9 protein-coding genes are annotated in these 13,089 nt (G+C 41.2%); 3 read left to right on the top strand and 6 right to left on the bottom strand.

What is annotated here, in order from left to right:
* Window positions 1–227: 227 nt before the first annotated feature.
* The 4 genes from AC504W_RS12310 to AC504W_RS12325 form a co-directional block, all read right to left on the bottom strand.
* Window positions 228–434, bottom strand: coding sequence for a phycobilisome linker polypeptide (locus AC504W_RS12310; RefSeq protein WP_015114200.1), 207 nt, complete (start codon window positions 432–434; stop codon window positions 228–230).
* Between the two features lie 240 nt (window positions 435–674).
* Window positions 675–1,163, bottom strand: coding sequence for an allophycocyanin subunit beta (apcB, locus tag AC504W_RS12315; protein WP_096576575.1), 489 nt, complete (start codon window positions 1,161–1,163; stop codon window positions 675–677).
* A gap of 64 nt (window positions 1,164–1,227) precedes the next feature.
* Window positions 1,228–1,713, bottom strand: coding sequence for an allophycocyanin subunit alpha (gene apcA / locus AC504W_RS12320; protein ID WP_103126234.1), 486 nt, complete (start codon window positions 1,711–1,713; stop codon window positions 1,228–1,230).
* A gap of 384 nt (window positions 1,714–2,097) precedes the next feature.
* Window positions 2,098–5,508 carry a phycobilisome rod-core linker polypeptide gene (locus tag AC504W_RS12325; protein WP_494877950.1) on the bottom strand — a complete coding sequence of 1,137 codons (3,411 nt, stop codon included), beginning with the start codon at window positions 5,506–5,508 and terminating at the stop codon, window positions 2,098–2,100.
* A 541-nt stretch (window positions 5,509–6,049) separates the two neighbouring features.
* On the opposite strand from AC504W_RS12325, the gene AC504W_RS12330 reads away from it, so the two are divergent.
* Entirely contained in the window at window positions 6,050–6,580 is a 531-nt protein-coding gene (locus AC504W_RS12330; RefSeq protein ID WP_494877951.1) for a hypothetical protein, read from the top strand.
* Between the two features lie 532 nt (window positions 6,581–7,112).
* Here the strand turns inward: AC504W_RS12330 and AC504W_RS12335 are convergent.
* Window positions 7,113–8,831, bottom strand: a complete 1,719-nt coding sequence (locus AC504W_RS12335; RefSeq protein ID WP_494877952.1) for an ankyrin repeat domain-containing protein — start codon at window positions 8,829–8,831, stop codon at window positions 7,113–7,115.
* Between the two features lie 173 nt (window positions 8,832–9,004).
* Here AC504W_RS12335 and AC504W_RS12340 point away from each other — a divergent pair, with 173 nt between their 5' ends.
* Both AC504W_RS12340 and AC504W_RS12345 read left to right on the top strand, forming a co-directional pair.
* Window positions 9,005–9,343: a hypothetical protein gene (locus tag AC504W_RS12340; RefSeq protein ID WP_494877953.1), complete on the top strand. Its 339-nt coding sequence runs from the start codon at window positions 9,005–9,007 to the stop codon at window positions 9,341–9,343.
* A gap of 253 nt (window positions 9,344–9,596) precedes the next feature.
* A complete protein-coding gene (locus tag AC504W_RS12345) occupies window positions 9,597–10,775 on the top strand; it encodes an AbrB family transcriptional regulator (RefSeq protein WP_494877954.1) in 1,179 nt (392 codons plus the stop codon).
* Between the two features lie 511 nt (window positions 10,776–11,286).
* Here AC504W_RS12345 and AC504W_RS12350 read toward each other — a convergent pair.
* The gene (locus AC504W_RS12350; RefSeq protein WP_494877955.1) at window positions 11,287–12,936 is read right to left on the bottom strand and encodes an alpha/beta hydrolase; all 1,650 of its coding nucleotides are present in this window, start codon (window positions 12,934–12,936) and stop codon (window positions 11,287–11,289) included.
* Window positions 12,937–13,089: the final 153 nt, after the last annotated feature.

Genomic DNA, 13,089 nt, shown 5'->3' on the forward strand with positions numbered 1-13,089 from the left:
CTCCCCCTGCTCCCTGCTCCCTGCCCCCCATCTGCCTATTTGTAGCCATATTTTGGGGAATTGGTATAAGTTGCTAAGGACATCTGTAAATAATAAAACTAAGACAGCAAAAGACTTTTAACTCTGTCGCCTGCTATAAATGTTGACTATTGATTATTAACAAAAAAGAGGTCTTTTTATGACCTCTTGGGAACTCCCTACAATAAAGTTCTCTTTGTATAGATGAATTAGGACAGGCCAGCGTTGGTACCTTGCTTGCCAGTTGCCAGTTCCACTTTAACGATTTTGCCACCCATTTTTTGAATCCGTTGCTGTTCGCGGAACCAATTTTCGTAGGGAACCAATTTGGTGAAATAGGTATTTTGTAGTTCGCGTTGAGTACGAATACGGGTTTGGCTTGGAACGCAAGCAGTAATTTTAAACAACCGCGCCATGTGATGAATCTCCTGTGGTGAGTGTGAAAACTTTTTTTATCTCAAAATAAAGCGGGAGTATATTTTTTAGACAAATCTTTAATTAATCTCTCCAAGGCTGGAAATCAAACATCAATACTAGACCACTAACACTCACCATGATTTATGCAATTAAGATAAGCGACAAGACGTTCTAGCACTCACAGTTGATTTCCAGACCTTAATAAAGCTGCACCTAATTGCTTAGATGCCAACTAGCTCTTAGCTCAAGCCAGAGGAGATGTAGTCTAAGTAAACGCCCATTTCTTTACCAGCGTCGGGGCCGACTAAGCTGGCGGTTACTTCTTTGATTGCTTGGATAGCTTGTACGGTAGCGCCTACGGGTACACCCAAGGAGTTGTAGGTTTCTTTCAAGCCGTTCAATACACGCTCATCTAGGATGGAAGGATCGCCAGCCAGCATAGCGTAGGTAGCATAGCGGAGGTAGTAATCCAAGTCACGGATACAAGCAGCGTAACGACGGGTGGTGTACATGTTACCACCGGGACGGGTGATATCAGAGTACAACAAAGACTTAGCAACAGCTTCTTTAACGATCGCAGCTGCGTTAGCGCTGATGGTGGTAGCTGCACGAACGCGCAGTTCACCAGTTCCGAAGTAAGCTTTGAGTTTTTCTAAAGCAGCTGTGTCGAGGTATTTACCTTGAACGTCTGCGGAGTTAATGACAGCGGTAATTGCGTCTTGAGCCATTTTGTTAATTCCTTATTTTCAACCGTATTGCAACAGTTTGTGTCAGCAGGGAAAAAGCTTTACCCTACGCCAATGAACCTACTACGTAGTCAAAGTAAGCGCCAGCTTCAGCAGCATCTTCAGCGGACAAAAGGGTGGAAGCAGCATTTTTCAGTGCAGCAACGCCGGAGGAAACAGCATCAATAGGAGTGCCTAAAGATTTGTACATTTCACGCACACCGATGATACCGATTTCTTCGATGGGTGTAACGTCACCAGCAACGATTCCGTAGGTGATCAAACGGAGGTAGTAGTCTAGGTCGCGTAAGCAGGTAGCTGTCAATTCTTGACCGTAAGCGTTGCCACCGGGGGATACAACGTCAGGGCGTTTTTGGAACAATTGGTCGCCTGCTTGCTTAACTAGACGCTCACGGTTGTCGGTTAAAACTTGAGCGATGCGGAGGCGTTGTGCGCCACCAGAAACAAAGCTCTTGATCCGATCTAGTTCGCCAGGGCTGAGGTAGCGAGCTTCTGCATCAGCATTCACGATGGACTTCGTGACGATACTCATTAATGGATTCCTCCAGTACTAATGAAACCAGGATATGAAACTGGTGCGGTTTTAATTTCGGTCGAATGTAGCTACGTTCTCTCGTTGTTTTTTAGATACAACAGTTGAGTAGCTGCTGTAGCTAATACTTTACGAGTTTGCTGGTGTCAATTTCAACTACACCAGCGTAAAAACTCAGCTACCTTCCGCAAAATATTCTCCGGCATTCTGTTGAGCATTTATGACTGCTCTTAATACTTTGTAATATTCCTTTTCAGATTTACACGTAAATCAGCAATCTGAGAGAAATGTTACGAAAGGTAAAATGTCAAGAGTCAATAGTCATGAGTCAATGGTCAAGAAGTTAACACTCTTGACTATTGACCTGGGACTATTGACTAAGGATTAGCGATCGCTAGGACGACCGGTTAACACAGCAGGAGACAGACTAGACCAAGATTGTTTCACTAGGTCAGCAGCCGCCTGGACACTACCGAGGTAGTTACCTGCGGGTAGAGATGGGAAGCGTGGGTAAGGAACCACATCTTCACCAAAGTAGCGGGCGTATTCTGGGCTATCAACAATTGCCTCTACAGCGGCTCTGAGACCACTATCAGCCAGCAACTTGTTATACTGCCTAATTTCGCCTTGAGTAGCTGGTGCGCGACCCAACAGGTGACGGAATAGGTATTCAATTACCTTGGTGTTGGGATAAGGCGTATAGAACCGTTTGCGATAGATTTCTGAGCTTGCTAGTTCGCGCACAAACTCGCGGACTGAGATTTCGCCATTCCGCAGTTTGCTATCGAGTGCGCTACGACGGTAATACTCAGGAACCTGACCGCTGAAGACATCCAATACCTGACAGTAAGCAGCGTTAATAATCTGCTGTCTTTCTGCTTGGCTAGTACCACCTGTTAAGCGGTAAATCCGCGCCGGTTTACGACGGCTAGTACCAACACCAACTTCTACCGATTGGCCGCGACCATCGTTAAAGGAACGACCTAATTCGATAAATAGCGGCTGGCTCTTGTCGATTTGCCGAGATTGGTAAGCCAAATCTGCGATCGCTTTTGCCAAAATTGGGGTATTGGCAGAATCCATCCGTGCTTTGACTGGCTTAAAGCTGGGTACAACTACATCATCATTTTGTTTGGTGAGTTGATTGTAAAGCTTCTCGGTATTAGGGAAGTTAGCCGCAGGTAATGTTGGGAAGCGACGGTAAGGAACTGTATCTTCACCAAATACTTGGCGATACTCAGCACTGTTCAATAAAGCAGCAATAAACGCCTTCAGACCTTGGGTAGCCAAAATCTGGTTATACTTGCGGATTTCTGCTTGATCAACAGGTGCGCGTCCTAAGAAGTGCTTGGTTCCCAACTCAATTACTTTGGTGTTGGGATAAGGTGTATAGAATTCCTTCAGGTACAGGTTTGAATAACCCAATCCTTCAATAAATTCTTTGACAGAAATTTCCCCGTTACCCAGCTTGCTTTCTAGGACGGTAAATTCATTTTTGGCGATGTATGGTGCAATATCGCGTTCAAAAATCTGGCGGTAAGCAGCACTAATCAAAGTTTGGACGGCAGCTTTGTCAACAGTATTAGCTACCAGCTTGAAGACTTTAGTTTGTTCGCGTTGCTTAGTTACACCTTGATTCACGCGGAACTGAATATCGGGTTCTGTCCGATTTTGGCTAACTGCACCCAGTTCCACAAAGCGTGGTGTTTCTTGCTTCTCAACTTTCGTGGCGACCACATCTTCGCGGATGCTACCTACACGTAGTTGTCGCTGTGATACACCACCAGGAGTCAGATAGCGTTCGTAAGGAACTGTATCTTCACCAAATGCTTCGCTGTACTCTACGGTATCCAGAATGGCATCAACTACTGCATAAAAGCCTTTTTTGGAGGCAATATCGAAGTATTTGTTATTTTCTTGGCGACCGTAAGTAGGACGACCTAATAAGCGACGGTGAATGTATTCGATCGCTTTACAAACATACAACGGTGTCCAGTACAAACTGCGGAATAAATCAGACTTAGCCAAAGCCCGCACAAATTCCCGTACAGAAATTTCGCCGTTTTCCAGCTTAATTTCTTGGACTTTTAAACGTTGACCTTCGTAAACGTCACGACCGATGACTTGCAAGTAAATTGCTCTAATTACTGCCTGCGTGGAGCTTTCAGAGAACTTAATGCTTGCACCTTTGGCTGCTTTTTTGCCAATGGTGCCAGGTAGTTGATCTAGTTTGAATACTTTTGGCCCCAGAGTACCAGGAGATGCGCCCCGTGCTTTGGGATTGCTCAGTTGGTTATTAATCCCAGGCCCTTGGTGAATCAAGATCCGTCTTGTATCTTTACCAAAGGGAGCCGGACGGCTGCTGGGGTTGCGAGTTTCTTTCGGGAAAATCGCCCCAAACTGAATTTCTAATGGGTCGTTACCAGAACCGTAGGGGTGTTGATCTGGTAATGGTTGTTCGTAAGCTGCGAATGTGGTGATGAACTGAGGTACTTTGCGGAAAGGCGCACTGTAGTTAAACAGGTCTTGTTGCGGCCCCCAGTTACGGCATTCTTGGGCTTCTTGACCCAGACCCCGAAGGTAGGGTACTGTTTCTTCGCCAAAGTAATCTGAGTATTCGTCCGAATCTACCAGAGCATCTACTAATTTAGGTAGACCGCCGTTGGAAATAATTGAGAAGTATTTTTGAACTTCTTCTCGGCTACTTGGCCCCCGTCCTAAAATGTGACGGAAAGCTAGTTCAATGACACGGCTGTTAATAAAAGGCTGATAAAACTGTTTTTGGTAAAGCGGAGATTTCGCCAAACGACGCACAAACTCTTTCATGGAGATGTCGCCATTTTTCACCTTGGATTCCAAATCAGAAATCGACAAGCTGTAAGCACGGGTAATATCGCGCTCAAATATTTGCCGATATGCTGCTTTGACTACCTCAGTTTTTTCGCCGGCTGACAACCCAGGCTTCATCACATATTTGGGACGACGTTCTGCGGCATTAAAATAAATCTGCGGCAGTTGTAACCCTTGTTGATCGCCAGAAGGACGTTGACGTAGTTTGGTCGAAGGTGTAGGTGCTTTGAATTCTGTCAGCAACACATCCATGTACTGAGCCACAATATTTGTCGCTTCAGCATCTTGGCGGAAGTAAGACAGAGATGCTGCCTTGATTTCTTGCAAAGCTACGATGGTTGCTTCACCAGAACAAGCATTTTCAATAATTTCCCGCAGACCCCTTGTGTTCACAGCAATGATGTTGGGGTCGCCAGCTACGATCGCATAAGTAGCATAGCGCAAGAACCAGGACAAGTCCCGCAAGCTCTTGGCCATGTTGCTTGGGCCGTAACGAGAAACGTTAATTGGTCTAAAACCTGGAGGTGTTGGGCCACTAGGAGAGGTGTTGAAGATAGAACGCAAGTTTTCTAGAAAACCACCCCGACTTTCAACGTAGGTAACGGTTCCTAGTTTCATGCCTTCTGTGACATCTCCACCAGCGCCAACAGCAGCACCAGCCATCGCTAATTCAGGTTCTTGTGGCTTTTCTAAAAAAGCCATTGGTGAACCACCAACAAAGATCCGGTTAGCCGCACGAGATACGATAATCTCGGAATTTTCGGTGAGAACCTGGGCAATTTCTAACCGTTTTGCACCAGATGCAAAATAGCTTGCCAGTTCATTTAATTCCCCACTTCCCAAAAAGCGGTCTTGCTGTTCCGCTTGGGAAATGGTTGCTACAGCTAGGGTTTGATATAGTTGCGGACGCGCAACTGAGCTTCCACCACTCGCCTTAACACTCATCGGATTTGTAAAACTCCCATCATAATCGTTTATGTGTTAAGTCTGGGTCGCTTTGAGGCTTGACACATTGATGTGTTTATGCCTTCAGAGTACCGCCTTCAAAACTGCCAGTAAAATTAACCCAGTCAGCTTTTAGATTAGAACGTTTTGCGTTTTTCCTGGTAATTTATTAAGAAGTATGTAGATTCTGTAGCCTTGTTGTCGCAAGTCTAGGAATAAATACTTCTATGGACATTAGACAAAATCTAAGTTTTGTATCTGAAAGTTAAAAACTTTACAAAAATATTTTACTGGAGTCGTCACTAGGATTTTCTTTAGTTACGACAAAAATATACAAATGTTTGCTTTTCGGATATCAGGACAGACTCTGGGTAATGACAGATATGTCTTGTGAGGGTGGCGATCGCTTTTTTTCATTTGTGTAAAGAAAAATTAATCATTTCTCAGTTTTTCTAGCCCAAACCAAACAATTGCCGTAACGCGACTCCGGAATAATCATGGGCTATGCTGTAGTAACCAGCATTATTACACAGGAAATACTATGAAAAATAGTAATAAATTTAACTTAATTGCCTTGGCTGCTTTGTCCTCATTAACAGTTACTTTCGTTGTTACACCTGCTAATGCACTGCCTGGACAAAATATTAATACCGTGATTAAGTGGGCAAAAACTAGAACCAAGCTTCCACGCCTGACATATAGTAGCGAAGCACATGGTTATTCAGGTAATAAAAGTAATTTATATTTTTATGTTGATGTTCCTTCAGAGAATGGCGTAGTCACCAAAGAAGGAATCACCATCAGCGGCGACTCCAGTATTAAATTCACCAGCAAAAACACCAAGGCGGTGAAATTAATTCAAAGTATTTATAACGCTAATATTGCTAATGACTTCAGCCAGTCTCGCCGCGTTACTAAAGTTGGTCGAGACCATTATTATAGAGGTCAAAAATATGCTTATATTTTAGCTGAAGTGCAAGGTGGTTCAGCTTTTCAAATCGTTAAATTAAACGAATTACAAGGAGAAATTGATGGTGCAAAATATTGCCAAACTCATCAATGTGACTTGTAGTTGATTTTTCTTATCAAATTATTCAGCATTTCAGATACCCGACTTCTTTGAGAAGCCGGGTATCTTGTTCTTAAGAGTTTATTAGACAACTATAACTCCTGCTCTTCTTCATAAAACCAAATTTCGGCTAACAAAGAAAAGCCCATCAGCCAAATGAAGCAGACAATGAAGAACCACATAACTCCCATCATAGTGACTACCTCCACAAAGCTTCTTGATTCAAGACTGTGTTTTTAGGTAAGTATTTTGCTCTTGTCGAACCTGAGTAAATTATTACTGGAAATTTATATATTGAGTTGGGTTATTTATAAAACTAAATTTTATTAACTAAATTATTACAAAAGTTTTTATTTTTACTTTATAAATAACCTCTTACTGTCTAACTGAATATTTAGAACCCTTCTAAAGTTATTTGAGTACGTAGGATGTGTTAGTGATGGCGTAACGCATCTACCGTTACGGCTTACGCCTGACACACCCTACACATAGTGCAATTTTTCAGAAATCAAATCAGATTTCTATAGATTTAGATTTAAACAGCAATGCGGCTCCAAGTTAAGTCAATTAAATCTAAGATGTAATTGACTGAATTATCTATATAATCTTCTATTTTTTCATTATTAACCACACATAATTTACCGCCAGTAATATGTATTTTATCTGGTTCTTGGTAGTAAGCTTTGTGTTCACTGATCCATCCTGGTTTATCCCCACTTGTTTCTACTTTTTCTATGACAAATGTGTGGATATTTAATCTATAAACTGGAGTTTCATGATAAATTCTTGTACCGAAATATCCTAAACTGCCAATGATATATATGTATTCTCCAACTAATGTGGCTGAATGAAAGTCAGTTGGTGGAAATACATCTTGGGGATAACCAAAAATCTGAAAGTTACCATCACCTTGATAAACTACAACATCGTTATATATACAAAAATCAGGGTCATAGTAGTCTTCATGTTCACCAGCAATTTCGACAATTCTGCCATCTGGTAATTGTGTAATGGTTCTGCCAAATCGGTCATAGCACCATACTTTATCTTGGCAATGTTCTGTATCATCAAAAAAATTTTTAGCTGCATAAGCAGAACAACCCTCACAAATCATGGCCTCCCAAAAGGGAATTTTCATCAATTCTGGATTGGTTTTGCCAAAGCGCGGATGTTTGCCAGCAAAATATTGCTCTGGAGTTACTTGTGATAATGAAAATTTGTTGTTGTCAATTCCAGTGAGCGATCGCCGCATATCATTGTTAATATCGCTCACATCTTCACCAGCTGCAATTAACATTCTGACAATTTCTGTCTTTGTCGCTATCTTAATGGCTTTGTCATCGCAATCATTGATTCTGCTGGGGTTTGCACCAGCTTCTAGTAAAATTCTGACGCAATCAGTAGCACCATGCTCTGCGGCGATGATTAATGCAGTGTTACTAAAGTCATCGGTGGCTTCAATATCAAATCCCTCGGCAATTAGCCACTGTAAGACTTCTAGCCTATTGTTTTCTACTGCATACATTAACGGCGTTTTTCCGCAGTTTCCTACATCGTTGTGATTTGCTCCCGCAGCTAGGAGTAATTTGGCTTTAGGTAATTCACCCACCTGAATACTCAATAACCAAGGGGTTTTATGCCAACAATCACGTACATTTTGATCTGCTTTTTGCTCTAGCAAGAACTTTACTTGCTCTAGGCTGCCAAAAACTATAGCGTACATTAATTCTGTCCATCCCAGTTGCTCTGGGTTAGCACCTGCGTTCAATAATAATTTGACAGCATCAAATCTCCCAAGATGAGCCGCTACTTTGATTGCAGATTCACCGTAGCTACTCATACCATTGACAGCAGCACCTCTAGAGATGAGTAAGTTCAAAGTTGAGATTAAGTTTTCATCTCGCAAAATATCTCGACCATACATAGCATGAATTAAGACATCATATCCATCTGGAGTTTGATAGTTAATATCTGCTCCAGCATCGAGAATCAGTAGGATTTTATCTAGATTTCCTGACTGCACAGCCAACCCAAGTACGGTATTTTGAGATTCTTGTTCAATAGCATTGACATTCGCGCCATGTTCTAAGAGGAAACGAATCATATCAACGCCTGCATTGGGACTACTAACTGCACACATTAATGGTGTTTGTTGGGAATACTCGTCTAGACATTCAATATCAACACCATTGGCTATTTTATCTGCGACTCCTGCAATATTGCCCTGCTGTACATCAATATGAATTTTTTCCATACATTTTCTGAGTTAACTTCTGATATAAATTACTACAAGCAGAAGCGATCGCATTTCCCATCTTATCCTCATAGATATCGTAAATTTGCTGTAAGCGTTAAACTAGAACTATGGGAATAAAAATCTCTGGCAGTAAGTTCTATAAATAGTCAATTTTGATCACTCCAGGGAAAATGTCTCAAGAGCATGACGAGTTATTGCAGATTCAGCAGATATCTAACCTCAAACCACGACATTTTGCTGATTTAATTAGGGCTGCACAGTTAATTTTTGATCCGACTGCGGGAATTCCCGGAAGTTATGTAGTAGTTGACTGGCAAGAATTTGGTATTCCTGATGAAGTAGAGTTAAATCTCAAACTACTTGGTCAGAAATATCAATATGCGTGTCCTAATATTCCAGATGCTATTATTTGGAGCCAATTAACTCCAGCTACACGTAATTGGTTTCTCGAAAATAAAGAAGAACTGTGGAAATTTGAGGAAGCTTTTCCACCTTTGGATGAAGACTAATGCTGATCTGCTGTTACTAAAATCCAAAATTACTCAAAAAGACAGTAAGTGGTAGGAAACATCTGTTTCCTACCATTTACTGTTCTAAATACCAAATATTCATCTGGTAATTAGGCTGAAAGCTATGTTTAAATTTTATTAAGATTGTTGTTATATCGTTGCCATTGTACATAGAACTTAAAATCTGTCATTCATTGGCGATCGCATTAATTTCAAAACTTAGTCAAATTTAATTTTAAGAAACCCCATATCAATGAATCAAAGCCTTAGTGTCGCTCCCACTCAGGAGGAACTTTTTCATCAAAATATTTCTGATGCTAAACCACAGCTAATTGTGCGTCAATTAATGGTTCTGTTTTTAGAAATGCTACTAGCGTTACCACTGGGTTTAGGCTTAGTAAAATTTCATATTGGCGGTATTGCGTGGATATTTGGTGGTATTGCCGCAGGTACAATCATTCTTCAAGGATGCCGGATTTTTTATCAATACACTCCCCAACCTAACCGAACTGCAAGAAAAGTCGGGATGGGACTTGTAGGGTTGACTGTTGGTTTATCTAATAGCAATAGTAACTTGATAAATTTAGCTTCGGGGATTCCTATATTTATTGTTCTCACATTTTTTCTATTATTATGTGGTAGCTGTATTGGCTATATTTATTCTCGATTAAGTAAAACCAACTTATTAACAGCAATGCTGGCGACAGTTCCCGGTGGCGTGGGCGTAATGTCATCAATTGCTGCTGATTACAATAAAAATGTTACCTTGGTGGCTTTAGTTCAGGCGATTCGCGTTACTTGTGTAGTATTAGTAATTCCTTTTATTGCGAGAACAACTGTTGGTAATTATTGGAATTCATCAACACTTCCCGTTCAACATACCTTACTCAATCTGGAACCATCGCAACTCGGACTATTATTTATAGCATTGCTGATTACTGCATTGATAGTCTACCTAGCTATTACCTTAAAAATTCCCGCTGGTGATTTTTTTGGAGCGTTATTACTGGGGATATTTTTTAATTCTTGCCTAAATTTGCTGCCTTTTGTTAGTGGGGCTGATTTGAGTCCACAACCATTGATTAATATAGTCGGTCAAATGCTGTTGGGAATTACCATCGGTGAGTATTGGGGAGAAAAACCCGCCTTTGGGAAACGAACTGTCGGTTGCGCTTTGATTTCTGTAGCCTTGACTCTTGTTGCAGGTGCGATCGCTGCTATGCTGGCAATGCAATTAACTTCTTGGGATTGGTTGACTTGTCTATTAGTCACAGCACCAGGTGGTTCCGCAGAAATGATTTTGGTTTCTTTAGCATTAGATCATAATGTGGAGATTGTCACCACAGGACATTTAGTCCGACTCATTGCTATTAACAGTTCCTTACCACTGTGGTTATTTTTATTTCGTCGTCTAGATAAGTGTGAAGCCTGAAAGTTAATGACTATTGACATCTGAAAAGAAAAAACCCCGGCGTTGTTCAAACCGAGGTGATTAGGAGAAGTCCAAATGTCGATGGGAGATACCGATACTGAAGTCCGTTGTTCATCGCTAACTGCAAAAGATATCAAACTCTCACAATATCTTTATTTGTTAGCGGTTTTGGTTGTAGTTTATTTCTCATTTATAAACTTATGTTAACAAGTGTAACTAAGTTGTTACGACAAGTCAACAGAAATTGACACAAAAAGCCAAATACAAGTAATAAGAAAAATTTATATAGTCAATAACAAGGTAGCGATCGCTAATTTTCTGGATAAATCAAGCCAGAGATCATCCTCTGGCTCGGAGATAAAATAATACCGTTTCACTTTAAGTTTGATACAAATAGACCGCAGGGGGGCATAGGAGCAGAGGGGCAGAGGAGAAATTATTCGTATCATTTATTTAGTGAAATGGTATAACTATTCTTTACTTTTGCCTTTTACCTTTTGCCTTTTCACTTTTACCTTTCTACAAATTCCTCCACCACTTTGAGCGCATCAGGAGGAATTTCTGTGACTATGCGGAAGGGAAATGCTGGTGTAGAAGCAGAAAAAGCATAATCAGGTGTTAAAAACACACTATATTGTTTAGCTTCTGGGGTGAGTTGTGCAGCCATCGCCAAAACTATCACCTTGACAAATTTGCGAACATCTGCGGCTTGTTCCCCCACTACTTCGCCGCCACTAAAAGGTGTATTGGCTTGTCCTGCCTGATCTAAAGTAGTGCTAGGGTCTTTGACGCTGAGATGAGTACCTCCAAGGATACCAACCAGCCATTTAGGCGCAGGAATTTTGTGAAATCCTACAACTTGTTCAGTTAAAGCCGGAGTTGTTTTATCGGCGGAACTAGCTAATATCAGCGTTGGGACTTGCACCTTAGTTAAACCAGAGTCGCCAAACATCAAAGAACTGGTAGGATTAAGAGCGATCGCTTGCTTAATGCGATTATCCCGCATTTGATAGGTGTTGTTTGGTAATTCTTGAGCAACACACTGTGCAGTTTCGCCCAAACTCAACACCGCCAAATTTTGTTTACAACGTTGTTTGAGTTTATCAAGTTGTAACTCACCACCAGCCAACGCCAAAGCTGTACCGCCACCAAAAGAATAACCAATCACCATTACATTATCAGTTGCCAGTTTTCCCGATAATGGGTCATTAGTATTTTGGTTAATTTTGGCAAGTTCATCTAAGACAAAACTAATATCTTTAGGACGATCTAAAAATTCTTGTGGTTTGAGAAGTTTACCTTTACCTTGTAAACCAGCATCAACATTTGTCTGGTTACTACCAGGATGTTCCACAGCAACAAATATATAACCGTGAGATGCTAAATGTTCTGCGAGATAGCGTAAATCAGTCCGCACAGAACCTAAACCGTGAGAATAGACAATTAGTGGTTTATTTGCAGTTGCAGCATTTGACCAATATATATCAACCGGAATATTGCGGTTACGCTGGGGGTCATTCCAATTTAATTTCAGCACTTGGACTTGCGCCGTACCTGGTTGACTGGGGTCAAAAGGTAAAGAAACTTGTAGCGATTGGTGGTTAAGTTGGGGTGCGATCGCTAACATAAATTGTTGAGTCCGCCAAAATGCCGTATTGAAATTCCCTGCAATTTTGAAAATTTGTGGTAAATTAATTTCCAAATTTTGACTAGGATAAGCTGCAATAAAGCTTAGTAGCGAAAGACCTTGAGGTGCAGTCGAACCAATAACTAATCCGGCTCTGAGGGCTTGTACACCAGCTTTATCCTTACGCACAACAGCCGTGGAAAAATCATCAAGAATTGTTGTCCCAATCTGGGTATTGAGTAACCGATTAACTGTGACAACATTCAACGATAAAGGCATTTTCAGGGTTTCTAACAGAAAGCGCCGCTGTTGTGAGGATAATTTGCGGCCATAAAGCTCAAAACCATTAGGAAAATCCCCAACCTCTGCTGCTTTTTGTAAGTCAGCCAAAGAAACAGACTCCGCCAGCAAACCATAACGTAACACAACTGTATCAGCAGCTTTTGCCGCAGTATTTATACTTAAAAAATTTGTGACTGTGACAGCACAAAAGCAACCTAGCAATAAATTTAGAGCTTTTCTACTTATTCCCATAAAAATTTTTGTCAATGAATTCTGACGGGAATATAACTAATATTTTGCTATTTGACGAATTTAGAACTTAGATAGGTGTCAATGGTTAATTGTCAAAGCTGCAAAACTTGCTGTCGTGACGACAAGGTTTGTTGTGGTCACGACAGGGTTTGC

This window comes from Nostoc sp. C96, from assembly GCF_059384975.1.